This is a genomic window from Halomonas organivorans, from assembly GCF_014192055.1.
Classification (GTDB): Bacteria; Pseudomonadota; Gammaproteobacteria; order Pseudomonadales; family Halomonadaceae; genus Halomonas; species Halomonas organivorans.
The window spans coordinates 1-22,696 of sequence record NZ_JACHXM010000001.1 but is presented as its reverse complement, the minus strand read 5'-3'; the positions used below and the strand labels follow the sequence as shown (position 1 = coordinate 22,696).

At 66.4% G+C, this 22,696-nt stretch carries 21 protein-coding genes; 13 read left to right on the top strand and 8 right to left on the bottom strand.

Going from position 1 to position 22,696, the window contains the following annotated elements:
* Positions 1 to 37: 37 nt before the first annotated feature.
* Positions 38 to 1,486, bottom strand: coding sequence for a YfcC family protein (locus FHR96_RS00105; RefSeq protein ID WP_183385614.1), 1,449 nt, complete (start codon positions 1,484 to 1,486; stop codon positions 38 to 40).
* A 425-nt stretch (positions 1,487 to 1,911) separates the two neighbouring features.
* On the opposite strand from FHR96_RS00105, the gene FHR96_RS00100 reads away from it, so the two are divergent.
* Positions 1,912 to 2,445 (top strand): ureidoglycolate lyase, encoded by a 534-nt coding sequence (locus tag FHR96_RS00100; RefSeq protein WP_183385613.1) that lies wholly within the window; start codon positions 1,912 to 1,914, stop codon positions 2,443 to 2,445.
* Entirely contained in the window at positions 2,442 to 3,290 is an 849-nt protein-coding gene (locus tag FHR96_RS00095) for a bifunctional allantoicase/(S)-ureidoglycine aminohydrolase (protein ID WP_183385612.1), read from the top strand. The genes FHR96_RS00100 and FHR96_RS00095 overlap by 4 nt, the downstream gene beginning before the upstream one ends.
* Before the next feature lie 90 nt (positions 3,291 to 3,380).
* On the opposite strand, the gene FHR96_RS00090 is transcribed toward FHR96_RS00095, so the two are convergent.
* The 7 genes from FHR96_RS00090 to FHR96_RS00060 form a co-directional block, all read right to left on the bottom strand.
* Positions 3,381 to 4,088, bottom strand: a complete 708-nt coding sequence (locus FHR96_RS00090) for a GntR family transcriptional regulator (protein WP_183385611.1) — start codon at positions 4,086 to 4,088, stop codon at positions 3,381 to 3,383.
* A 115-nt stretch (positions 4,089 to 4,203) separates the two neighbouring features.
* Positions 4,204 to 5,391, bottom strand: coding sequence for a serine hydrolase domain-containing protein (locus FHR96_RS00085; RefSeq protein ID WP_221195638.1), 1,188 nt, complete (start codon positions 5,389 to 5,391; stop codon positions 4,204 to 4,206).
* A gap of 102 nt (positions 5,392 to 5,493) precedes the next feature.
* Positions 5,494 to 6,258: an aspartate/glutamate racemase family protein gene (locus FHR96_RS00080; protein WP_183385610.1), complete on the bottom strand. Its 765-nt coding sequence runs from the start codon at positions 6,256 to 6,258 to the stop codon at positions 5,494 to 5,496.
* A 101-nt stretch (positions 6,259 to 6,359) separates the two neighbouring features.
* Entirely contained in the window at positions 6,360 to 7,640 is a 1,281-nt protein-coding gene (locus tag FHR96_RS00075) for a TRAP transporter large permease (RefSeq protein WP_183385609.1), read from the bottom strand.
* Entirely contained in the window at positions 7,637 to 8,194 is a 558-nt protein-coding gene (locus tag FHR96_RS00070; protein WP_183385608.1) for a TRAP transporter small permease, read from the bottom strand. Before FHR96_RS00070 ends, FHR96_RS00075 begins: the two co-directional genes overlap by 4 nt.
* Positions 8,191 to 9,189 (bottom strand): TRAP transporter substrate-binding protein, encoded by a 999-nt coding sequence (locus tag FHR96_RS00065; protein WP_183385607.1) that lies wholly within the window; start codon positions 9,187 to 9,189, stop codon positions 8,191 to 8,193. The genes FHR96_RS00070 and FHR96_RS00065 overlap by 4 nt, the downstream gene beginning before the upstream one ends.
* A 146-nt stretch (positions 9,190 to 9,335) precedes the next feature.
* Positions 9,336 to 10,055: a GntR family transcriptional regulator gene (locus FHR96_RS00060; RefSeq protein WP_183385606.1), complete on the bottom strand. Its 720-nt coding sequence runs from the start codon at positions 10,053 to 10,055 to the stop codon at positions 9,336 to 9,338.
* Positions 10,056 to 10,179: 124 nt separating this feature from the next.
* On the opposite strand from FHR96_RS00060, the gene FHR96_RS00055 reads away from it, so the two are divergent.
* The 11 genes from FHR96_RS00055 to FHR96_RS00005 all read left to right on the top strand — a co-directional run.
* On the top strand, positions 10,180 to 10,917 hold the full coding sequence (locus FHR96_RS00055) for a maleate cis-trans isomerase family protein (protein WP_183385605.1): 738 nt from the start codon (positions 10,180 to 10,182) through the stop codon (positions 10,915 to 10,917).
* Between the two features lie 65 nt (positions 10,918 to 10,982).
* A complete protein-coding gene (locus FHR96_RS00050) occupies positions 10,983 to 12,038 on the top strand; it encodes a TRAP transporter substrate-binding protein (RefSeq protein WP_221195637.1) in 1,056 nt (351 codons plus the stop codon).
* Between the two features lie 52 nt (positions 12,039 to 12,090).
* Positions 12,091 to 12,717 (top strand): TRAP transporter small permease subunit, encoded by a 627-nt coding sequence (locus FHR96_RS00045; protein WP_183385604.1) that lies wholly within the window; start codon positions 12,091 to 12,093, stop codon positions 12,715 to 12,717.
* Complete coding sequence (locus FHR96_RS00040; RefSeq protein WP_183385603.1) at positions 12,714 to 14,015, top strand: TRAP transporter large permease; 1,302 nt, start codon at positions 12,714 to 12,716, stop codon at positions 14,013 to 14,015. Before FHR96_RS00045 ends, FHR96_RS00040 begins: the two co-directional genes overlap by 4 nt.
* Before the next feature lie 205 nt (positions 14,016 to 14,220).
* Complete coding sequence (hydA, locus tag FHR96_RS00035) at positions 14,221 to 15,663, top strand: dihydropyrimidinase (RefSeq protein WP_183385602.1); 1,443 nt, start codon at positions 14,221 to 14,223, stop codon at positions 15,661 to 15,663.
* A 2-nt stretch (positions 15,664 to 15,665) separates the two neighbouring features.
* On the top strand, positions 15,666 to 16,430 hold the full coding sequence (locus FHR96_RS00030) for a fumarylacetoacetate hydrolase family protein (protein WP_183385601.1): 765 nt from the start codon (positions 15,666 to 15,668) through the stop codon (positions 16,428 to 16,430).
* A 248-nt stretch (positions 16,431 to 16,678) separates the two neighbouring features.
* Positions 16,679 to 18,454 (top strand): glyoxylate carboligase, encoded by a 1,776-nt coding sequence (gene gcl / locus FHR96_RS00025; RefSeq protein WP_183385600.1) that lies wholly within the window; start codon positions 16,679 to 16,681, stop codon positions 18,452 to 18,454.
* 91 nt (positions 18,455 to 18,545) lie between these two features.
* Positions 18,546 to 19,322, top strand: coding sequence for a hydroxypyruvate isomerase (hyi, locus tag FHR96_RS00020; RefSeq protein ID WP_183385599.1), 777 nt, complete (start codon positions 18,546 to 18,548; stop codon positions 19,320 to 19,322).
* A gap of 99 nt (positions 19,323 to 19,421) precedes the next feature.
* Positions 19,422 to 20,309, top strand: a complete 888-nt coding sequence (locus FHR96_RS00015; protein WP_183385598.1) for a 2-hydroxy-3-oxopropionate reductase — start codon at positions 19,422 to 19,424, stop codon at positions 20,307 to 20,309.
* Between the two features lie 181 nt (positions 20,310 to 20,490).
* Entirely contained in the window at positions 20,491 to 21,846 is a 1,356-nt protein-coding gene (locus FHR96_RS00010; protein ID WP_183385597.1) for a glycerate kinase type-2 family protein, read from the top strand.
* Positions 21,843 to 22,696 (top strand): pyruvate kinase (locus FHR96_RS00005; protein ID WP_246392684.1); only part of this gene is annotated, 854 nt, incomplete at its 3' end. The genes FHR96_RS00010 and FHR96_RS00005, both read left to right, overlap by 4 nt.

The following is a 22,696-nucleotide window of genomic DNA, read 5'->3' as shown; positions in this document are numbered from 1 at the left end:
GCGCCCGGCGTGGGACGTCAGTCGTGGATGGAGGGTGTCAACCGACCCACTGGGTAGCCTGGGCGAAGGCCAGGAAGCCCAGCGAGATCAGTACCCAGGTGCCGAACAGCGGCAGGAAGAACTTGACCCACTTCTGCCAGGGCACCCCGGCGATGGCAAGCGTGGCCATGAAATAGCCGGAGGTCGGGTAGAGGATGTTGCCGATGCCGTCGCCGAGCTGGTAGGCCAGCACCGCGGTCTGGCGAGTGACGCCGATCAGGTCGGCCAGCGGGCTCATGATCGGCATGGTGACCAGAGCCTGGCCGCTGCCGGACGGCACCACGAAGTTGAAGCCGAGCTGGGCGAAGTACATGCCGATGGCCGACAGCAGGGTAGGCAGTTCGCCGACCAGGTTGCCGAGACCGTAGACCAGGGTGTCCATGATCTGGCCGTCCTCGAGGACGACGGCGACACCGCGGGCCACGCCGGCGATCATGGCGCCGACCAGTACGTCGCGAAAGCCCTTGTTGAAGCCTTCGCAGATGTCCTCGGTGGTCAGCCCGGCGATCAGGCCGACGACGATGCCCATGACGATGAACAGGCCGGCCATTTCCATCATGAACCAGCCCTGGGCCAGCACGCCATAGACCAGCAGGGCGAGGAAAGCGAAGGTGGCGAGCGCCGCCCATTTCTGGCGGGTGGTGGCGACCAGCGCACCCTCATCGGTGGCATGCTGGAAGTGGACGCGCTTCTCGGCCTCGGTGGCGTCGTCGGCCATCAGGCTGAGCTCGGGGTTGCGGCGAATCTTCCGCGCATAGCGCATGACGAAGAAGATGCCGGCGCCCAGCACCGCGACGAACGCCAGCGCCCGCAGACCGAAGCCGGAGTACAGCGGCAGGTTGGACAGCTGCTGGCCGAGCCCGGTGTTGATGGGGTTGAGAATGCCGGTGGTGAAGCCCGCGGTGGTAGCGCACAGCGCCACGCCAGCGGCGGTCACCGAGTCGAAGCGCAGCGCGATCATCAGCGGCAGGATCACCGGTACGTAGACCAGCGCCAGTTCCTGGGTGCCGATGATGGTGGCGATGACGGCAAACACGCTCATCAGCACCGGAATCAGCAGCAGGCTGCGGTTGGCGAATCGGCGGCTCAGCTTGTCGACGCCGATCTCGATGATGCCGGTGCGATGCAGCACCATGAACATGCCGCCGATCATGAAGGTGAAGAACACCACCTGGCCAGCGCTCATCAGGCCGTTGGGTATCGCCAGCATGAAGTCGACCAGGCCGACCGGCGTCGAATCGACGAACTGGAACGACTCGGCATCGATCGTGATGCGCCCGTTGGGGCCGGGGATGCGCTCGTACACGCCGGCCGGCACGAAGTAGGTCGCGATCGACGCCAGCGCGATGAACACGAACAGGATCACATAGATGTGGGGAATCTGAAACGCGCCCTTGTGTTTCTGGACGTGGGACGTCGTTTCGCCGGACTGAGGTTGTTGAGACATACGGGACCTCGGGTTGTTGTTGGTCTGCGTCGAACCGCCTCGACGTCACGGTCGTCGGACCTGATACGTCGAGTGAGTATCGAGTGATATCACGAAATTCGCGTTTCACTCATCAAGCCTTTCTCGATTCGCCGCGTCCTCTTTCGGGTGTGGTGGTATTGCCGGCTACGCAGCCTCCCCGCTGCGTAGGCGATCCATAGTGAGTGAAGCCTATCGTGGAAAAAATTTCCACAATTGTTTTTTCACTGACTAGCCGTTATTGAAATTTTAGTTTCGGCGGTTAAGATGATGGTACCGGATAGCCGGCAGGTCAATGCCTGACCGCCGGGATGCGCCGTGACACGTCGAGGCCTCGGCGCCTGGGCAGGCCGTCTTGACCGTTTCACTATTTCCGGGAGGGCCAGCCCTCCCCGACAGGAGGTTGCATGCTCGAACTCGAGGCCCGTCCCCTGACGCCGGAGGCCTTCGCGCCCTTCGGTGACGTGATCGATACCCGCACGTCCGACTACTTTCATATCAATGCCGGGCGCACCCGCCGCTACCACGACCTGGCCAAGGTCGAGACCCTCGGCGACCAGGCCCGGGCGCTGATCAGCATCTTCGTCAGCCAGCCCGTCACGGTGCCGCTGGAGCTGACGTTCCTGGAGCGCCACCCCCAAGGCAGCCAGGCCTTCGTGCCGATGCACGAAGAGCGCTTCATCGTCGTGGTGGCACCGCCCGGCGACGCCATCGACCCCGCCGATGTGCGGGCCTTCATCACCGATGGCCGGCAGGGCGTCAACTATCGCGCCGGAACCTGGCATGCCATCCAGTCGGTGCTGGAGCGCGAGGGCGAGTTCCTGGTCGTCGACCGCGGCGGCGAGGGCAACAACTGCGACGAGCATCCGATCGACATCCGCGTGACCCTGCCCCAGGGCGAGGCCGTCGCGTCTACCAGCGAACAAGAGGAAACCTCATGAGTCAGCGTCAGCACTCTCGTCAGTACTATGCCCCCCAGGGCGGTCATCCGAGCCAGAAGGTGATGACCACCGACCGCGCCATGTTCACCGAGGCCTTCGCGGTGATTCCCAAGGGCGTGTATCGCGACATCGTCGCCAGCAAGCTGCCTCACTGGGAGAACACTCGCCTGTGGGTGCTGTCGCGCCCGCTGTCCGGCTTCGCCGAGACCTTCTCCCAGTACATCATGGAGGTCTCTCCCGGCGGCGGCAGCGAGCGCCCAGAGACCGATCCGGGCGCCGAGGGCGTGCTGTTCGTGGTGGAGGGCGAGATGACGCTGACGCTGGCCGGCGAGAAGCATCACATGGTGCCGGGCGGTTACGCCTTCATCCCGCCGGGCACCGACTGGCAGCTGCGCAACGAGGCCGACGCTCCGGTGCGCTTCCACTGGATCCGCAAGGCCTACGAGTTCGTCGACGGCATCGAGGTGCCGGAGCCCTTCGTCACCAACGAGAACGACATCGAACCGTCGGTGATGCCGGACTGCAACGAGGTGTGGGCGACCACCCGCTTCGTCGACCAGGAAGACCTGCGTCACGACATGCACGTCAACATCGTCACCTTCCAGCCCGGCGGCGTGATTCCCTTCGACGAGACCCACGTCATGGAGCACGGTCTCTACGTGCTCGAGGGCAAGGCGGTCTATCACCTCAACCAGGAATGGGTGGAAGTCGAGGCCGGCGACTACATGTGGCTGCGTGCCTTCTGCCCGCAGGCCTGCTACGCAGGTGGCCCGGGCCCGTTCCGCTACCTGCTGTACAAGGACGTCAACCGGCACATGGCGCTGCCCTACAGCAAGCGTCGCTGATCACCGCGATCGGCCCCGGCACGCAACGGTATGACGACACCCGCCCTTTGGCGGGTGTCGTCGTTTGCGGGAGTTGGTAAGCGTGCGGCGTCAGCGGCGATTGATGGCGGTGATGGACTCGCCGGTATGCCGGACGTGGTCGGACAGCAGGCGACGGGCGCGCTCGGCATCGCGGGTCTTGAGCGCCTCGAGAATGGCGCGATGCTCGTCGGTGGATTCCTTCCAGCGGCCGAGGCGGTCGAGGGCCAGGTAGCGGGCACGTTCCAGGCGGCCGAGCAGCCGGCGGTGTGTCTCCTCGAGGACCGGATTCTTGGCGCCGGCCACCAGCAGGGCGTGGATGCGCTGGTTGAGCGCGAAATAGGCGTCGCGGTCGCCCTTGGCGAGGAGTCGCTCCAGGCGTTCCTGAAGGGACTCCAGCTGCTTGAGCTCGGTATTGGTCATGCGCTCGGCGGCCAGGCCCACGGCCAGGCTCTCGATGCCGGCTTCGACCTCGAAGAGATGCTCCAGCTCGGTCGGGTCGATGCGCGTCACCACGGCGTTGCGGTTGCGGCGGGTGGCGATCAGCCCCTCGCTTGCTAGCATGCGCAGCGCCTCGCGCAGCGGCGTGCGCGAGATGCCGAGCTGCTCGCAAAGCGCCGGCTCGACGATCCGTGCGCCCGGGGCAAGCTCGCCGTGCACGATCATCCGTTGCAGGATGCGATAGGCCTCCTGGGCCAGCGAGGTGGTCTGGATGCGGCGCCGTGCGGCGGTGGCGCTGCCGCTGTCGCCAGCGACGGTTGCCTCGGTGTCCGTGGTCATGGCATGGCCTCCTTGGGCTTGGGGTCGCGAGGCGCGAGGGCCGGAATGCCTTCAGTATAAGGTGCCCGGCCGTGGGCCGAGAAGCCGCCGGGGCCGAGCCGGCGGCGATCTCCGTTCAGCGTTGGGGAGCGTCGGTGGGGTCGACGAAGACACCGGGCTCGGGGTGGCTTGCCAGGCTGGCGGCAAGCTCCTCCTCGAGCGCCTCCTGGGCGGCCGGCGCATGGGTGCCATCTGGCTCCGCGTCAAGTGCCGGGAGCACGTAGTCGTTGACCACGTCGCGGAAGATCCGCACGTTCTTGGCGTGACGCAGCCCGCCCTCGATGGGCAGCATGCCGGTCATCACCACCACGGTGTCATGCTCGGGCAGGGCGGTGACGAACTGTCCCTTGAAGCCCATCATGTCATAGCTCGTCTCGGTGTCGACGATATGCTGGCGCCACAGGTAGTAGCCAAAGTCGCGCACTGCCTGGGGCGTGGTCATCCGGGCGATCCAGTCGGCGGGCACCAGCTGCTCGCCTTGCCACTGGCCGTGGTTGATCAGCAGCATGCCGAGCTTGGCCAGGTCCACCGGGCGCAGCCTCAGCCCCCAGCCGGCGGACACCAGACCACGGTCGTCGGCGCGCTGCCAGGCGTAGTGCTCCATGCCCATGGGCTCGAAGAGCCGCTCGGCGGCATATTCGGGCAGCGGCACGTCGCTTGCGGCGTCGAGCATGGCGGCGGCGAATACCGGGTTGACGTCGGTGTACTCGAAGTCGCTGCCGGGTGCGAACCGAGTGGGCGTATCGGCGATCAGGTCCAGGCGATCGTCGGCCCCGTAGTAGATGGGATCGCCCTCGGGGGCGAAGTCATAGGCCAGGCCAGACGACATCGACAACACATGGCGCAGCTCGATGTCGTCCATGTCAGCGACCCGCTCGGCGAGATCCGGTCGGTAGTCGCCGATTACCGAGGCGATGTCGTCGTCCAGCGTGATCTTGCCGTCCTCGATGAGCATGCCGGCAAGCAGCGCGGTGACGGTCTTGGTCACCGAGTAGAGCTCGTAGTTGTGGTCGCGGGTCAGGCCGTCGGTATAGCGCTCGAAGACCAGCTTGCCGTCCTTGATTACCAGCAGGCTGTGCACATCCAGGCCGTCCTCGCGCAGCCAGGCCGAGAGCGCCGTGAGGCGCCCGGGGTCGATGCCATGGTCGGCCGGTGTAGCGACGGGCAGGTCTGAGGCCTGGGCGGCGCCGGCGCTCAGGGCGGCGCCCAGCAGCCAGGGAGCCAGGAGACGGCGGGGCAGGTCGGTGGGAATCAGCATTTTCATTGTCATTGTTATCCTCACGGTGAAGCGTCTCGATGGAGGTCGACCGGGCACGGTCTGACGTCGGCGATGGCACGGCCCGCCGCGGGCGGCGGGCCGTCAGCCTCAAACACCCTGGGTGGCGAGCGGCTGGCGGCCGACCAGCCGTGACAGGGCCTCGGGCAGGCCCCGGCAGTCCTTGGCGGGAGGCACGGCGAAACTGCCTCCGCGGGCGACGGCGGGATCCAGGTCGACCATCGCCTGGGCCTGGTGAAGGGCGCAGGTCACACCGTCCAGGGCCGGCACCGGTAGTCGATGGGCCACCGTGCGGGCGAGCCCCGCCAGGGGGGCGCCGGCCAGGATCAGCACGTCGGCGCCATCCTCGACCACCGCCCGCTCGGCCAGCGCCACCAGGCGATCGCCCTGGTCCTCCTGGACGTGTCCGATGTGGGCCAGCGGTTCGTCCAGGGCGCGGATGCTAGCCAGACGGTCGACGAGGCCGTAGCCGGCGATGGTCTCCCGGTACCAGGCCTGGATGCGCTGGGAAATGGCGATGACCGAGAAGCGACTGCCCTGTTGGCAGGCGCTGACCAAGGCGGACTCGGTCATGCCCACTACCGGTATCGGCAGGATCTCGCGCAGGGCGGTGAGACCCGGGTCGCCGAAGGCCGCGACCACGACGGCGTCGTGGCCCTCATGCGCCTCGGCGGCGACCTGCATGGCGGCATAGCCGCCGATCTGGGCCTCGGCCCGGGTCTCGATGTAGGCCACGCCGAAGGGGGCGGTGGCCATGGTCAGCGCGGTGCCAGGGCGAGCGCTGCGCCGTGCCTCGGCCTCGATCAGACGGGTCACGTCGGTGGAGATGTTGGGATTGATGACGAGGAGTTTCATGGCATGTTCTCTTGTCGTTCCTTGTTATCGTCGTCGTCCGGGCCGCAGGGGGCCGACCCCGCCGTCGTGGCGGGGGACGCGTGTCATGTCTTTCTTGCGGGTCAGTAGCCCAGGGTGCGGGGCAGCCAGGTGACGATGCCCGGGAAGGCGATACAGGCGATCAGCACCGCGTACTGGAAGGCGATGAACGGCCAGGCGCTCTTCATCAGCTCGTTGAGGCCGATCTTGGAGATGCCGCACATCACGAACAGCAGCACGCCCACCGGCGGCGTCATCATGCCCACCACCAGGTTCATCACGAACAGGAAGCCGAACAGCAGCGGGTCGATGCCGTAGGCCAGGGCGATCGGTGCCAGCAGCGGCACCAGCATGATGTAGGCGGCGTTGGACTCGATGAACATGCCCACCCCGATCAGCAGCGCCATCACCAGCAGCAGGAACATCAGCGGGTCGCCGGTGATGCCCTGGATCCAGTCGGTGAGGCGCATCGGGATCAGGTCGATGGTGAAGGCGAAGGTCATCGTGGAGGCAAAAGCGATCAGCGCACCGACCATGGCGGCGGTGATCGCGGCGTTGAACATTGCCTTGGGAAGATCGGCCAGGCGCAACTGGCGGGTCACGAAGAAGCCGATCAGCAGCGCGTAGACCACGGCGATGGCGGCCCCTTCGGTGGGCGTGAAGGCCCCGGCGACGATGCCGCCGACCACGACGATGGGCATCAGCAGGATCGGCAGGGCGCGCCAGGTCTGCAACAGCACGTGCTTGAGACCGATCTCGCCGCCGGCCAGCGGGTAGCGGCGACGCATGGCGATGAAACTGGCCAGGCCCATGAAGCCCACGGCCAGGATGATGCCTGGCACCACGCCGGCCATGAACAGTCCGCCCACCGAGACCGAGGAGCCGGCCATCAGGGCATAGACGATCATGGCGTTGCTGGGCGGGATGATGGCGCCCAGGTTGGCCGCCGAGGCGACCACGGCGCTGCTGTAACCGGTGTCGTACTGCTGACGCATGGACGGTACCAGCGAGCTGCCCAGGGCGCTGGCGCTTGCCACGGCGGCGCCGCTGACCGCCGCCAGCACCATGCCGGCGACGATGGCGACGTGGGCCAGGCCGCCGTGGACGCGTCCGATCAGCGAGTTGGCGAAATCCACCAGGCGCTGGAGGATGCCGGCGGCGACCATCAGCTCGCCGGCCAGCATGAACAGCGGGATGGCCATCAGCGGAAAGCTGTTGACTGAGTGCATCATGCGCTGGGGCAGCACGGCGAAGTCCATGCCGCCGACGTAGAGGCCGATCAGTGAGGCCAGCCCCAGGGCGAAGGCCAGCGGCATGCGCAGCAGGGCGAAGCCCAGGAAAGTGAAGATGATGGCGGGGGTCATGAGTCGTTCCCTCCTTGCCGGCCGGGAGGCGCGCTGGGCAGCGGCTCCAGTCGAAAGGCCTGGGCGATCAGGTGCAGGCAGCCATGTCCGGCACAGATCAGCACGGCGATATAGAAGACGGCGGCGGTGATCGGCAGGGTCGGCATCAGTTCCGGCCACTTGTCGACCACTGCGCCGACGCTGATCCAGCACAGCGCCGCCATGAAGCTCGCGGCGACCAGTGCCATCAGGCGGGCCAGCTGCTCCTGGAGCACCTGCGGCAGCAGGCTGACCAGGGCGTCGATGCCGACGTGGATGCCTACCTTGATGCCGTGGGGGATGGCCAGGAAGATCGCCCAGACGAAGAACAGGCGCGACAGCTCGTCGGCGGAGTCGATGGAGGTGCCGAGTACGTAGCGGGCGAATACCTGGGCCGAGACCAGCAGGGTCATCAGGGCCATGGCCGTCAGGATGGCGTAGTAGGAAGCGCGGTCCAGCAGCGCCAGGCCATGCAGGAAGTGTCGCTTGATGGGGCTGGAGGCGTATGCCTCCAGCCGATGCCAGGCGGGTGTCATGACTCGAGCTCCTCGAGCACCCGGTCGACGATGTCCGCGCCTATCTTGTCGCGCAGGTCGTCGACCACGCTCTGGCTGGCCTCACGCAGCGCGGCGCGGGTCTCGTCGCTGATCGGGGTGAACTCCATGCCGCGCTCGATCAGGGCTTCCCGGGCGGCCGTGTCCTCCTCGGCGGCGGTCCGGCGCTGCCAGGCCACGGCCTCGTCCATGGCGGCCTGCACGGCCTGCTGCTGTGACTCGCTCAGCGACTCGAACTTGTCGCGGTTGGCGACCACCACGATGTAGTCATAGAAGTGACCGGTATCCGAGAGGTACTGCTGCACCTCGTCGAGGCGCTTGGTGCTGATGATGCTGTAGGGGTTCTCCTGGCCGTCCAGCACGCCCTGCTGCAGGGCCCCGTAGACTTCCTTGATGTCCATCGATACCGGATTGGCGCCGATCGCCCGGAAGGTGTCCAGGTGGGTCTGGTTGGGCTGCAGACGGATCTTGAGGTCTTGGAAGTCCTCGATGGTTTCGAGCGGGCGTACGTCGTTGGTGACGTGGCGGAAGCCCAGCTCCATGTAGCCCAGTGCGGTGAAGCCGGCCTCGGCGAGCTTCTCGTCGAGCAGTTCGCCGACCTCGCCGTCGATCAGCGCGAAGGCATCCTCGCGGCTGTCGAAGGCGAAGGGCAGGCTCAGGGCTTCGAGCTCTGGCACGGTGCGCGACAGATAGGAGACGCCGATCCAGGTGCCCATGATGGCTCCTGAGCTGACCTGGTCGATGTTCTCGCCTGCGCCGCCGAGTTGCATGTTGGGAAACAGCTGGGCGGTCAGCTCGCCGTCGGTGCGCTCGGCCAGCTGCTCCTTGAAGATTTCCATGGCCCGGCTGCTGGAGTGGTCGCCGGTGAAGTTACCACCGAAGCGCAGGGTATCGGCATGGCCGATCAGGGGAGCGCCTAGGCCGAGGGCGAGCAGCAGGGCGGTGGACAGACGGGGGGTACGCGTTGTTGTTGTCATGCGGTTTTCCTTCGCAGGTGGGCGGTAAATGGTCGCGCCGCGGCGCGGTGACGACTCAGGAAAACCATAGGTCAGGTTATCTGGAAATACAAAATACAGGATACGATTTTTTTATTTTATCAGTTAAAACATATATTTATATTTTTCTATTTCTTGTCTGGTGATCCATTCACTCCCAGTCCCTGGAGCACCGCCTCGCCGGTGCGGCGCATGTGGTCTCGCATGGTGCGTGACAGGGCCACGGCATCACGGGCCTCCAGGGCTTCCAGGATCTCGGCGTGTTCCCTGGCCGATTCTTCCCAGCGTCCCAATTGGAGGTTGGCCGCGTAGCGGGCCCGAGTGACCTTGACCGTCAGCGAGGATTCCAGCTCGAGCAGCACGCCGTTACCGGCGATCTCGGTCAGGCGACGGTGCAAGCGCTGGTTGAGGGCGAAGTAGTCCTGGCGCTCCTGGCGTCGGTAGTGGTCGAGCATTCGTTCGTGCAGCTCTCGAACCTCGGCGATCGCCGTTTCGTCGGCCCGCTCGGCCAGCAGGCGTCCCGAGAGCCCCTCCAGCTCCGCCATGACCTCGAACAGGTCGGCCACCGCCTGCGGATCCACTTCGGTCACCTTGGCCCCGCGATTGGGCAGCAGCTCCACGAGGCCCTCATTGGCCAGCACCTTGAGCGCCTCGCGCAGCGGCGTACGCGAGACCTCGAAGCTCTCGCAGAGCCGCTTTTCCGAGATTCGGCTACCCGGCGGCAGTTCGCCTTCCAGCACCATCTCGCGCAGTCGTTCGGCGACCACCTCATAGAGCGACAGGCGCCTCAGCCGCGGCGCGGTGGTGCGGGACGTGGCGGGCTCGGTGGGTAGGGAGGTGTGATCCATGGAATCTCCTGAGGGCGATGCAGCGAGGGAAAAGTGTACTTGCAAAATCTCTCGCTTGTGCAACGCTGACGTTCGTGTATTTTGAATTCAAAATGCAGAATACGACAAAAACAAGGATTGCCCCATGGATCGCACTCTCATCGGCATGCTCACGCCGTCCTCCAACACCGTGCTGGAGCCCTGCACGGCCGCCCTGCTGCACGACCTGGCGCCAGCGGTCACGGCGCACTTCCAGCGCTTCACGGTCAAGGAGATCTCGCTGCGCGAAGCGGCGCTCGCGCAGTTCGATCCCGCGCCGCTGCTCGAGGCCGCCCGCCTGCTCAACGACGCGCGCATGAACGTCATCGCCTGGAATGGCACCTCCGCAAGCTGGCTGGGCTTCGAGAGCGATCGCCGGCTGTGTGCCGCCATCCTCGATGCCACCGGAGTGCCGGCTACCACCAGCGTGCTGGCGCTCAACGAGGCGCTGGAACGTACCGCTGTGACCCGGCTAGGGCTGGTGACGCCCTATCTGGACGACATCCAGGCGGCGATCGTCGACAACTATGCCGGGGCAGGCATCGAGGTGGTGGCCGAGCGACATCTCAACGATCGCGGCAACTTCTCTTTCTCCGAGTACGACGAGGACACCCTGGCCGGGATGGTGCGCGAGGTGGCCAGGGCCGAGCCGGATGCCATCACCATCCTGTGCACCAACCTGCGGGGTGCCCGAATCGTGCCCGAGCTGGAGCGGGAGCTCGGCATTCCCATCTACGACTCGGTCAGCGTGACGGTGTGGAAGACGCTCGCGCTGGGCGGCGTCGATCCGAGCCGCCTCGCGGACTGGGGACGACTCTTCCGGGACCCGCGCCTGGCGGCGTGAGCCCGACAACAGCGGCAAGACGCAACGGCAAGACCACCCAACAATCCCAATCAAGAGGTGACCCGATGCCAACCATGACGTCCAGGAGAATCGCACTTGGCGGAGCGCTGACCGCCAGCCTGCTGATCGCAGGCCTGGCCCAGGCCAATGAAACCATGTTGCGCGCCGTCGGCAACTTTTCCGGTAACAAGCTCCACGTGGAGGGCGTGGAGCGGCCTTTCTTCAGCGAGCTCGATGCCCGGGACGACCTGGCGGTCGTCTACAACCCCATGGATGCCATCGGCGTCGAGGCGGCCGACGCCCTGCGCCTGATCCGTTCCGGGGCGTTCGATGTGATGTCGGTGCAGATCGGCATGGCCTCCCGGGACGAGCCCTTCTTCGAAGGCATCGACCTGGCCGGCGTTGCCCCAGGGCTCGATGCCCAGCGGGAGGCGGTGAATGCTGTGCGAGACAAGTTCGACGCGCGCCTGCAGGAGCGTTTCAACGCCAAGCTGATGACGCTGTGGCCCTTCGGACCGCAGATGATGTTCTGCAACGGCGACATCGATGGCGTCGAGGACCTGGAGGGCAAGAAGGTGCGGGTCTTCACGCCCTCCATGTCAAGGCTGGTGAAAGGACTTGGTGCGACGCCGGTGACGCTGTCGTTCAGTGAGGTCTACCTGGCCCTGCAGCGCGGCGTGGCCGACTGCGGGGTAACGGCGCCCTCCGCCGGCAACAACGGCAAGTGGCCCGAGGTCACCGACACTTTCGTACCGCTGCCGCTGGCCTATTCGGTCCAGGGACACTTCATGAACCTGGACACCTGGAACGGCCTTAGCGAGACGCAGCAGCGTGATCTCACTGAAGCCTTCTCCCGCCTGGAAGATCAGATGTGGAAGTTGGCCTACGACGTCAACGACGACGCCATTGCCTGCAATACCGGCCAGGATAGCTGCACCGACCACGAGGCCTACGATATGGAACTGGTGACGATCGACCCTGCTGCCCGTCAGCTCGTCGAGTCGATCACCCGCGAGGCGGTGCTGCCGGTGTGGGCCGAGACCTGCAGCCAGCAGTACGACGGCTGCGCCGAGGATTGGAATGCCACTGTCGGGGAAGCTACCGGCCTGAGCATCCAGTAAGCGTCGTCAACCCGTGCCCCGGCCAAGGCCGGGGCATCCTTGGAGGTGCCCGATGGTATCCCGGAGTCCCTACTGGCTCGCCCGCGGACTGGCTCACGGCGCCGCCGTGGCCGCCGGCTACGCTGCGCTGGGCCTGTCGCTGCTGATCACCTTCGAGGTGATCGCCCGCAAGCTTTTCAACTTCTCGCTGCAGGGCGTCGACGAGATCGGCGGCTACGTGCTGGCGATCGGCGTCGCGTTCAGCTTCGCCTACGCCCTGCTGCACCGTGCCCATACTCGGGTCGACGTGTTGATGGCCCGCCTGCCGAAGGCCCTGCAGGCGCTTCTCAACGCCCTGGCCATGCTGATGCTGGCGATTTTTTCGCTGTTCATGCTGTGGCGGGCCTTGGCCACGCTGCACGAGACGCTGGAGTTCGGCAGCCTCGCCAGCACCCCGCTGCAGACCCCGTTGTGGATTCCCCAGACCCTGTGGGTTCTTGGGCTTGGCGTCTTCGCCCTGTTTACCTGCCTGTTGGCCCTGCATGCCCTGGGGCAGCTGGCCACCGGCCGCCTGGGGGCGCTCAACCGGGACTATGGTCCCCGTAGTGCCCGGGACGACCTCGACGAGGCCCGTGAGGACTATGCCGGGCAAGCTCCGGCCGAGGGTCTGGCCAACACTGTTCAGGGGAAAGCGTCATGATCACTGCATTCGAGGTCCTGATCGGCTTTCTCATCATGCTGGGCATGATGGCGGCCGGCATCCACGTGGCGGTGGCCATCTTCACGGTGGCCGCCCTGGGCACCCTGACGTACTTGGGCACGCCGCTGCTGTACTCCTTCGGCGATGCCCTCTGGGGGACGCTCAACGACTTCATCCTCACCGCCATTCCGCTGTTCATCCTGCTGGGAGAATTACTCCTTCGCAGCGGCATCACCGAGCGCATGTACAGCGCCCTGTCGGTGTGGCTCAACCGCATGCCCGGCGGGCTTTTGCACACCAACATCGGGGCATCCTCGGTTTTCGCCGCCATGTCCGGCTCTTCGGTGGCCACCGCCGCTACCATCGGTACCGTGGCGCTGCCTGCCTTCGCCGAGCGTGGCTACAGCGAGCGGCTGGCGCTGGGCACTCTTGCAGCCGGGGCGACGCTGGGCATCCTGATTCCGCCCAGCATCAACATGATCATCTACGGTGCGATCACCAATACCTCCATCGGCAAGCTGTTCATCGCCGGGGTCCTGCCGGGCCTGGCGCTGGCGGCGGCCTTCATGCTGGCGATCATGGCCTTCAGCCTGCTGCGCCCGGGGGTGGCAGGCGAGGCCGAGCCGCTGGCTTCGTGGCGAGAGCGCCTGGCTTCGCTGGTGGATCTGCTGCCGCCGGCCTGCGTCTTCGCCATCGTCATCGGCAGCATCTACAGCGGCTGGGCCACCCCCACCGAGGCCGCGGCCCTCGGTGTGGTGGCAGCCCTGGTGCTCGCTGCGATCAACCGCAAGCTGACGCTTGCCATGCTGCACGAGTGCTTCCTGTCGATGGCCCGTACCACGGCGATGATCATGCTGATCATCGTGGCGGCTTTCTTCCTCAACTACATCGTCGGCATCCTCGGTATTCCCCATACCCTGACCCAGTGGGTCGCCGACCTGGGGCTCTCGCCGCTGGGGTTGATCCTGGCGCTGGTGATCTTCTACCTGGTGCTGGGCTGCTTCCTCGAGACCCTGTCAATGATGATTGCCACCGTGCCCATCGTGGTACCCATGGTGGTGCAGTTCGGCTTCGACCCGGTGTGGTTCGGCATCTTCCTGGTCATCATGATGGAGGTCTCGCTGATCACCCCGCCCATCGGCATGAACCTGTACGTGGTCCAGGGCGTGCGCGGGCGAGGCTCCATCGGCGACGTCATGCTCGGTAGCCTGCCGTTTCTCGCCATCATGCTGTTCTTCGTGCTGCTGATCACGCTGTGGCCGGGGCTGGTGCTGTGGCTCCCCGACGCCATGAGCTAGCCACGCTGAAAGTGTCTGCGCTCGGCTGCACGGCTTTAAAAATCAGCTCAAAATGCTCATTTACTGATCGTAAACTCCGCTTTTTCGCTGATTTTTGCCTTGTCTAGCCTTCGCTCGACGACTTTCAGGTCTTGACGAAGACTCTTCTCTCACTGGGTCGGCGCCTGCGCCGGCCCCTTCTGACACTCTCGACGAGGCACGCGACATGTCACGCTTCGACACACTGATCACCAACGGGCAGCTGATCACCGCTGCCGATCGCTATATCGCCGATATCGGCATCAAGGACGGGCGCATCGTCGCCCTGGGCCAGGAGCTGATCCAGGAACCGGGCGAGGCCGGGGAGGTCATCGACGCCGAGGGGCTGTGGGTGATGCCCGGCGGCGTCGACGCCCATTGCCACCTGGACCAGCCGCTCGGCGATGGTGCGGTGATGGCCGATGGTTTCGAGAGCGGCACACGCTCGGCGGCCTGTGGCGGCACCACCACGGTGATTCCCTTCGCCGCGCAGCAGAAGGGCCAGAGCCTGCGCGCCGCGGTGGAGGACTATCATCGGCGCAGCGAGGGGCAGGCCGTCGTCGACTATGCCTTCCACATGATCGTCACCGACCCCACCGAGACGGTGCTCAAGGAGGAGCTGCCAGCGCTGATCGAGGAGGGCTACAGCTCGTTCAAGATCTACCTGACCTACGACGACCTCAAGCTCAACGACCGCGAGGTGCTCAACGTGCTGGCCATGGCCCGCCGCGAAGGTGGCATGGTGATGGTGCACGCCGAGAACGCCGACTGCATCGCCTACCTCACCGAGCTGCTCGAGGAGCAGGGCAGGACCGCGCCCTACTATCACGGAGTGGCGCATTCGAGCATCGCCGAGCGGGAGGCCACGCATCGGGCGATCTCGCTGGCTGAGCTGATCGACGTGCCGCTGCTGATCGTGCACGTCTCCGGCCCCGAGGCCATCGAGCAGATCCGCTGGGCCCAGAGCCGCGGCCTGCGGGTCTACGGCGAGACTTGTCCCCAGTACCTGATGCTGACCGCCTCCGACCTGGATCAGGAGGGGTTCGAGGGGGCCAAGTGCGTGTGCAGCCCGCCGCCACGGGATCCCGCTGCCCAGGAGGCGGTCTGGGAGGCCCTGGAGAGCGGCGTCTTCCAGGTGTTCTCCTCGGATCATGCGCCTTTCCGCTACGAGGATCCCAAGGGCAAGAAGCTGCACGGCGAGTCGGCCGGTTTCGCGCACATTCCCAACGGCATCCCTGGGCTGGAGACGCGGCTGTCGATCCTTTTCTCCGAGGGGGTGGTCAAGCAGCGCATCGATGCCACCCGCTTCGTATCACTGACCGCCACGCAGCCGGCCAAGATCTACGGCCTCTATCCGCGCAAGGGCACCATCGCCATCGGCAGCGACGCCGACCTGACACTGTGGGATCCCGCCGCCCGCACCACAGTGCGCAACGCCGACCTGCACCATGCCGTGGACTACACCCCCTACGAGGGGCTGGAGCTCACCGGCAAGCCGGTGTTGACCCTGTGTCGGGGAGAGGTGGTCTCGCGGGACGGCCGGCCCGTTGCCGAGCCGGGCCATGGGCAGTTCCTGAAGTGCGACAGGCCCCAGCCGGCGCGGCCGCGCGGCGCGGCCAAGGGGTTCTGAACATGATACGAGACGAGATCATCAGTGCTGGCGCCGAGCGCCTGATCGCTGCACACCGGGAGGGACGGGCGATCCCGGTGCCCCACGACATCCCGCTGGCCGAGGAGGCCGACGCCTACGCCATCCAGGAGCGGGTCTCCGCGACCCTGGGCACCGATGCCGGCTGGAAGCTGGGCGGCATCGTGCGCGGCGAGACGCCGCGCTATTCCCGGCTGTTTGTCGAGCGCAACCAGGCCTCGCCCGGGAGCTTTCGTCGCTGCGACCACTATGTGGTGTTTCTCGAGCCGGAGCTCGCCGTGGTGCTTGGCGAGGACATCCCTGTCCGCGACGCCCCCTACACCCTGGCCGAGATCGCCGCCCGGGTTGCCAGCCTGCATGCGGCCATCGAGGTGGTCGACAGCCGCTTCGACGCCTGGCCGGAAGTGCCGGCGCTGTGGCAGCTGGCGGATGGTCTGAGCCATGGCGGCTTCGTGCTCGGCAGTGGCGTTGCGCCCGGGGCGCTCGACCAGATGGTCGATGCCGAGTACCGGCTGATCCTCGACGGCCGGGAGGCCTTGGCCGGCCGGGGAGAACATCCCGGCGGCGATCCGGCCGCGCTGTTGGTGGAGATGGTCAACGCCCGCATTGCCCGTGACGGCGAGGGCTTCGCCGCCGGCGAGGTGATCACCACCGGGACCTTCGACGGGGTGGTGGAGATGCCCGCCGGCCAGCGGGCCCGGCTGGTCTTCGCCGGCATCGGCGAGGCGAGCCTGCACCTCGCGCCCTGAGGTATACGAGCGGGTACTTTCGGGCCGGGTCATACCCCTTCAGGGGTATGGCGCCTGGCATCGGAATCACTGAATTTATGGATGAATTTTCCAATATCCCAAGCCTCTGATATGGCTTGGGTATTTTTTTGGAATCCAAAAGCTGGAAATGTTTTCCAAAAAGTATTGACGGCGCTCCCGGCACGGGTCTAGTCTCTGTATACAGAAATATTTTCCAAAAAATAGAACCCGTCACTGGAGGATTCGTCATGGCTCGTATGACTGCCGCGGAAGCTGCCGTTCACGTGCTCCGGAAGGAAGGCGTTGATGTCGCCTTCGGCCTGCCCGGCGCCGCCATCAACCCCTTCTATGCCGCCATGCGCAAGGTCGGGGGCGTGGATCACGTCCTGGCACGCCATGTCGAAGGCGCCTCGCACATGGCCGAGGGCTATACCCGTACCCAGCCGGGCAATATCGGCGTGTGCATCGGCACCTCGGGGCCGGCCGGCACCGACATGATCACCGGCCTGTACTCGGCCTCCGCCGACTCCATCCCGATCCTGTGCATCACCGGCCAGGCGCCGGCCAGCAAGCTGCACAAGGAAGACTTCCAGGCGGTCGACATCCAGGCCATCGCCGGCCCGGTCACCAAGTGGGCCATCACCGTGCGCGAGCCGGCCCAGGTGCCGCGTGCCTTCCAGCAGGCCTTCCAGATCATGCGCAGTTCGCGTCCGGGCCCGGTGCTGCTCGATCTGCCGATCGATGTCCAGATGACCGAGATCGAGTTCGATCCGGACACCTACGAGCCGCTGCCGGCCTACAAGCCGGCCGCGACTCGCGCCCAGATCGAGAAGGCGCTGGGCATGCTCAACGAGGCCGACAAGCCGCTGCTGGTGGCCGGGGGCGGCATCATCAATGCCGACGCCAGCGACCTGCTCACCGAGTTCGCCGAGCTCACCGGCGTGCCGGTCATCCCGACCCTGATGGGTTGGGGCACCATTCCCGACGACCACGAGCTGATGGCGGGCATGGTCGGCCTGCAGACCTCGCACCGCTACGGCAACGCGACCATGCTCGAGTCCGACTTCGTGATGGGTATCGGCAACCGCTGGGCCAACCGCCACACCGGGACGCTGGACACCTACACCGAGGGTCGCAAGTTCGTCCACGTGGACATCGAGCCGACCCAGATCGGCCGCATCTTCGGGCCGGACTATGGCATCGTCTCCGATGCCAAGGCGGCACTGGAGCTGTTCGTCGAGGTGGCCAAGGAGTGGAAGGCCGAGGGCAAGCTGAAGGATCGTCGCCAGTGGGCCGAGGAGTGCCAGGAGCGCAAGCGCACCCTGCTGCGCAAGACGCACTTCGACAACGTGCCGGTCAAGCCGCAGCGCGTCTACGAAGAGATGAACAAGGCGTTCGGCAAGAACACCCGCTACGTCAGCACCATCGGCCTGTCGCAGATCGCCGGCGCCCAGTTCCTGCACGTCTACAAGCCGCGCCACTGGATCAACTGTGGCCAGGCGGGTCCGCTGGGCTGGACCATTCCGGCCGCCCTGGGCGTGCGTCGTGCCGATCCGGACACCGACATCGTCGCGCTGTCGGGCGACTATGATTTCCAGTTCATGATCGAGGAGCTGGCCGTGGGCGCGCAGTTCAACCTGCCCTACATCCACGTGCTGGTGAACAACTCCTACCTGGGGCTGATCCGCCAGGCCCAGCGCGGCTTCGACATGGACTACCAGGTGCAGCTGTCGTTCGAGAACATCAACTGCCCCGAGATCAACGGCTATGGCGTGGACCACGTGTCCGTGGTCGAGGGCCTGGGCTGCAAGGCGATCCGCGTCACCGAGCCCGACCAGATCGGCGCGGCCTTCGCCGAGGCCCGTGATCTGATGAAGCAGTATCGCGTGCCGGTGGTGGTCGAAGTGATCCTCGAGCGGGTGACCAACATCTCCATGGGCACCGACCTGGCCGGCATCAACGAGTTCGAGGACCTGGCCGAGAACGTCGCCGACGCGCCGAGCTCCATTGCTGCCCTGCGCTGAGGACGACCGTTGCCCGGCCATCGGTGGGGACCGGTGGCCGGGCGGCTCGAGAAGTACGCTGACATACACGAGAAGACACAGGGAGATTCACATGGCCAAGTTTGCCGCCAATCTCAGCATGCTGTTCACCGAGGTCGATTTCCTCGACCGCTTCGAGGCCGCCGCCAAGGCCGGTTTCAAGGGCGTGGAATATCTCTTCCCCTACGATTTCGAGGCCGCCGAGATCCGCCAGCGTCTCGATGACAACGGCCTGACCCAGGTACTGTTCAACCTGCCGGCCGGCGACTGGGGCGCCGGCGAGCGGGGCATCGCCTGTCATCCCGACCGCGTCGAGGAGTTTCGCGCCGGGGTCGATCGCGCCATCGAGTACGCCAAGGTGCTCGGCAACACCCAGGTCAACTGCCTGGCCGGCATCCAGCCGCAGGGCGTGAGCGACGACGAGGCCCGCAAGACGCTGGTCGACAACCTGCGCTTCGCCGCCGAGAAGCTCCAGGCCGCCGGCATCCTGCTGATCGCCGAGCCGATCAACACCCGCGACATTCCGGGCTTCTTCCTCAATCGCACCGCGCAGGCGCTGGCGATCTTCGACGAGGTAGGCAGCGACAACCTGAAGCTGCAGTACGACATCTATCACATGCAGATCATGGAAGGGGACCTGGCGCCGACCATCGAGAAGCACCTCGATCGCATCGCCCACGTCCAGCTGGCCGACAACCCGGGGCGCCACGAGCCGGGCAGCGGCGAGATCAACTATCCCTTCCTGTTCGGTCACCTCGATCGCCTGGGCTATCAGGGCTGGATCGGCTGCGAGTACAAGCCGGCAGGGTCGACCCAGGAAGGTCTGGGCTGGCTGGATAGCGTTCGCTGAAACGCGACTGCGCTCGACATCTCGAGCTCGTAACGCGTTTCGCACCAGGAAAGATCAAGAGACGATGCGACGCATCACGCAAGTGACAGGAGAATCATCATGAGCAAGATCGGTTTTATTGGCCTCGGCATCATGGGCCGTCCCATGGCGGGCCACCTGATGGACGCCGGCCACGAGTTGACCACCGTCAAGCGCGGCACCCTGGATGAGACCCTGGCCTCCAAGGGCATGCAGGAACTCGACAATCCCAAGGCGGTCGCCGAGGCCTCCGAGATCGTCATCACCATGGTGCCGGACACCCCCGACGTCGAAGAGGTACTGTTCGGCGAGGGCGGCGTCATCGAGGGCCTCAAGCCCGGCACGCTGGTGATCGACATGAGCTCGATTGCCCCGCTGGCCACCCAGGAATTTGCCAAGCGCATCCAGGACGCCGGCGGTGAGTACGTCGACGCCCCGGTCTCCGGCGGCGAGGGCGGTGCCATCAACGCTGCCCTGACCATCATGGTCGGCGCCACCCCGGAAGGCTTCGAGCGCGCCAAGCCGCTGCTCGAGATCATGGGCAAGACCATCACCCATATCGGTGACCAGGGCGCCGGCCAGACCTGCAAGGTAGCCAACCAGATCGTCGTCGCCCTGACCATCGAAGCGGTCTCCGAGGGGCTGCTGTTCGCCTCCAAGGCCGGCGCCGACGTGGCCAAGGTTCGCGAGTCGCTGCTCGGTGGCCTGGCCCAGTCGAAGATCCTCGACGTCCACGGCGAGCGCATGATCAACCGCACCTTCGATCCCGGCTTCAAGATCAAGCTGCATCAGAAGGACCTCAACCTGGCATTGGAAGGCGCGCGTAGCCTCAATCTCGCGCTGCCCGGTACCGCCAATGCCCAGCAGCTGTTCCAGGCCTGCGTCGCCCACGGCGGCGCCGATTGGGACCACGCCGGCATCGCCCGTGCCCTGGAACAGCTCGCCGATCACGAGATCGGCAGCCGCTGAGTCCGTCCCGCCGGCCGTCGGGCGACGGTCGGCGGGGGACAGGGGAGGTGACTGCTCCCTGATGGTAGGCGTCGGGTCGTCGTCTACCTGGACCGTCGCTTGACGGTCCTTTGCCCGGTGTAGAGTCTTCCCCTGTAGACCCTGGCTCATCACCGGGCCCTTTTGTTAAGGAGACCCCCGAATGAATGCCCTTTCCCCCCTGCTTTCCCGCGAGCGGCCCGAGGCAGCGCGCGCCTGGCTGAAGCGGCTCGGCGAGACCGCCGTCTCGGCCGTGCATCCCGACACGCTGTTGCCCGACCGGCTGCCCGATCCCCCGGCCGGCCGCACCCTGGTGGTAGGGGCCGGGAAGGCGGCGGCCGCCATGGCGGCCGCCCTGGAACGCGCCTGGCAGGCGCGCCATCCCGAGGCGCCGCTGTCCGGCCTGGTGGTGACTCGCTACGGCCATGGTCCTCAAGAGCAGAGTCCTCAAGGTCAGGGCCCTGAAGGTCAGGGCGCCGAGTGCCGCCACATCGAGGTCCTCGAGGCCTCGCACCCGATGCCCGATGACCTTAGCGAAAAGGCCGCCCGTCGCATGCTCGAGGCCGTCGAGGACCTCGGCGAGGACGACCTGGTCATCGCGCTGATCTCCGGCGGCGGCTCGGCGCTGATGACCCTGCCGGCGCCGGGTATCCCGCTGGCCGAGAAGCAGGCCATCAACAAGGCGCTGCTGAGAAGCGGCGCGCCGATCCGCGAGATCAACACCGTGCGCCGCCACCTGTCGGCGATCAAGGGCGGCCGCCTGGCCGCCGCCGCCCACCCGGCCCGGGTGCTAACCTGGCTGATCTCCGACGTGCCCGGCGACGAGGCCTCGCTGATCGCCTCCGGCCCGACATTGCCCGATGCCAGTACCCCGGCCGAGGCGCTGGCGATCCTCGAGCGCTACGACATCGAGATCTCCGACGCGGTTCGTCACCAGCTCGAGGCCAATACCGAGGCGCCGCGCCCCGACGATCCGGGCTTCGCCCGGGACGAGAGCGAGATCCTGGCCCGTGCCTGCGACGCCCTGGCCGCGGCCCGCGAGGCTGCCGAAGACGAGGGTGTCGAGGTGCGGCTGCTGGGCGACGACCTGGAAGGCGAAGCTCGCGAGCTTGGCCGGGCCCAGGGGCGCATGGCGCTTTCCGCCCAGGACGGCCTGACGCGGCCGCTGGTGATCCTGTCCGGCGGCGAAACCAGCGTGACGGTCAAGGGTGACGGCCGCGGCGGACGCAACGTCGAGTATTTGCTGGGACTGTTCTCGACCCTCCGGGGCGCCGAAGGCATCCACGCCCTGGCCATCGACACCGACGGCATCGACGGCTCCGAGGACAACGCCGGCGCGATCTTCGATCCGGCCTGCTGGGCACGCATGGAGACGTTGGGGCTTGACCCGGACGCCTATCTGTCCCGCAATGATGCGTATACTTTCTTCGAAGCGCTCGACGACCTGATCGTGACCGGGCCGACGCGCACCAACGTCAACGACTTTCGTGCCATCCTGGTACTGCCGAGGAGCTCATGACCCTGCCGCCCCATGCCCCGATCCACGAACCGGTTCGCCGCACCAAGATCGTCGCCACCCTGGGCCCCGCCAGCGACCGCGAGGGCGTGCTGGAAGCCATGATCGCCGCCGGCGTCGACGTGGTGCGCCTCAACTTCTCCCACGGCTCGGCGGACGACCACCGCCGCCGGCTGGCCGCAGTGCGCGAGATCGCCGCCCGCCAGGGCAGAAGCGTCGCCGCCCTGGGCGACCTCCAGGGGCCCAAGATCCGCATCGCCCGCTTCCGTGACGGCAAGGTCAGCCTGGCCGAGGGCGCGCCCTTCGTCATCGACGTGGCCCTCGACCGCGAGGCCGGCGACGCCGAGCGGGTCGGCTGCGACTACCGCGAACTGGCCGATGACGTGGCCGCCGGCGACCGCCTGCTGCTCGACGACGGCCGAGTGGTGCTCGACGTGGCGAAGGTCGACGGCAGCGCCATCCACACCACCGTGGTGGTGGGCGGCGAGCTGTCCAACAACAAGGGCATCAACAAGCAGGGCGGCGGGCTGTCCGCCCCGGCGCTGACCGACAAGGACAAGGCCGACCTGGAGACCGCCGTGGCCATCGGCGTCGACTACCTGGCGGTGTCCTTCCCGCGCAGCGCCGCCGACATGGTCGAGGCCCGCGCACTGCTGGGCGAGGCCGGCCGCGAGATCGGCCTGGTGGCCAAGCTCGAGCGCGCCGAGGCGGTGGCCAGCGATGCCACGCTGGATGCCATCATCGAGGCCAGCGAGGCAGTGATGGTGGCCCGCGGCGACCTGGGCGTGGAGATCGGCGACGAGGCGCTGATCGGCACCCAGAAGCGCATCATCAAGCACGCCCGCAGCCTCAA

Bases quoted from the DNA above. Each gene is read 5' to 3' on its own strand.
- FHR96_RS00105 (WP_183385614.1), bottom strand. From the start codon at position 1,486: ATGTCTCAACAACCTCAGTCCGGCGAAACGACGTCCCACGTCCAGAAA.
- FHR96_RS00100 (WP_183385613.1), top strand. From the start codon at position 1,912: ATGCTCGAACTCGAGGCCCGTCCCCTGACGCCGGAGGCCTTCGCGCCC.
- FHR96_RS00095 (WP_183385612.1), top strand. From the start codon at position 2,442: ATGAGTCAGCGTCAGCACTCTCGTCAGTACTATGCCCCCCAGGGCGGT.
- FHR96_RS00090 (WP_183385611.1), bottom strand. From the start codon at position 4,088: ATGACCACGGACACCGAGGCAACCGTCGCTGGCGACAGCGGCAGCGCC.
- FHR96_RS00085 (WP_221195638.1), bottom strand. From the start codon at position 5,391: ATGAAAATGCTGATTCCCACCGACCTGCCCCGCCGTCTCCTGGCTCCC.
- FHR96_RS00080 (WP_183385610.1), bottom strand. From the start codon at position 6,258: ATGAAACTCCTCGTCATCAATCCCAACATCTCCACCGACGTGACCCGT.
- FHR96_RS00075 (WP_183385609.1), bottom strand. From the start codon at position 7,640: ATGACCCCCGCCATCATCTTCACTTTCCTGGGCTTCGCCCTGCTGCGC.
- FHR96_RS00070 (WP_183385608.1), bottom strand. From the start codon at position 8,194: ATGACACCCGCCTGGCATCGGCTGGAGGCATACGCCTCCAGCCCCATC.
- FHR96_RS00065 (WP_183385607.1), bottom strand. From the start codon at position 9,189: ATGACAACAACAACGCGTACCCCCCGTCTGTCCACCGCCCTGCTGCTC.
- FHR96_RS00060 (WP_183385606.1), bottom strand. From the start codon at position 10,055: ATGGATCACACCTCCCTACCCACCGAGCCCGCCACGTCCCGCACCACC.
- FHR96_RS00055 (WP_183385605.1), top strand. From the start codon at position 10,180: ATGGATCGCACTCTCATCGGCATGCTCACGCCGTCCTCCAACACCGTG.
- FHR96_RS00050 (WP_221195637.1), top strand. From the start codon at position 10,983: ATGCCAACCATGACGTCCAGGAGAATCGCACTTGGCGGAGCGCTGACC.
- FHR96_RS00045 (WP_183385604.1), top strand. From the start codon at position 12,091: ATGGTATCCCGGAGTCCCTACTGGCTCGCCCGCGGACTGGCTCACGGC.
- FHR96_RS00040 (WP_183385603.1), top strand. From the start codon at position 12,714: ATGATCACTGCATTCGAGGTCCTGATCGGCTTTCTCATCATGCTGGGC.
- hydA (WP_183385602.1), top strand. From the start codon at position 14,221: ATGTCACGCTTCGACACACTGATCACCAACGGGCAGCTGATCACCGCT.
- FHR96_RS00030 (WP_183385601.1), top strand. From the start codon at position 15,666: ATGATACGAGACGAGATCATCAGTGCTGGCGCCGAGCGCCTGATCGCT.
- gcl (WP_183385600.1), top strand. From the start codon at position 16,679: ATGGCTCGTATGACTGCCGCGGAAGCTGCCGTTCACGTGCTCCGGAAG.
- hyi (WP_183385599.1), top strand. From the start codon at position 18,546: ATGGCCAAGTTTGCCGCCAATCTCAGCATGCTGTTCACCGAGGTCGAT.
- FHR96_RS00015 (WP_183385598.1), top strand. From the start codon at position 19,422: ATGAGCAAGATCGGTTTTATTGGCCTCGGCATCATGGGCCGTCCCATG.
- FHR96_RS00010 (WP_183385597.1), top strand. From the start codon at position 20,491: ATGAATGCCCTTTCCCCCCTGCTTTCCCGCGAGCGGCCCGAGGCAGCG.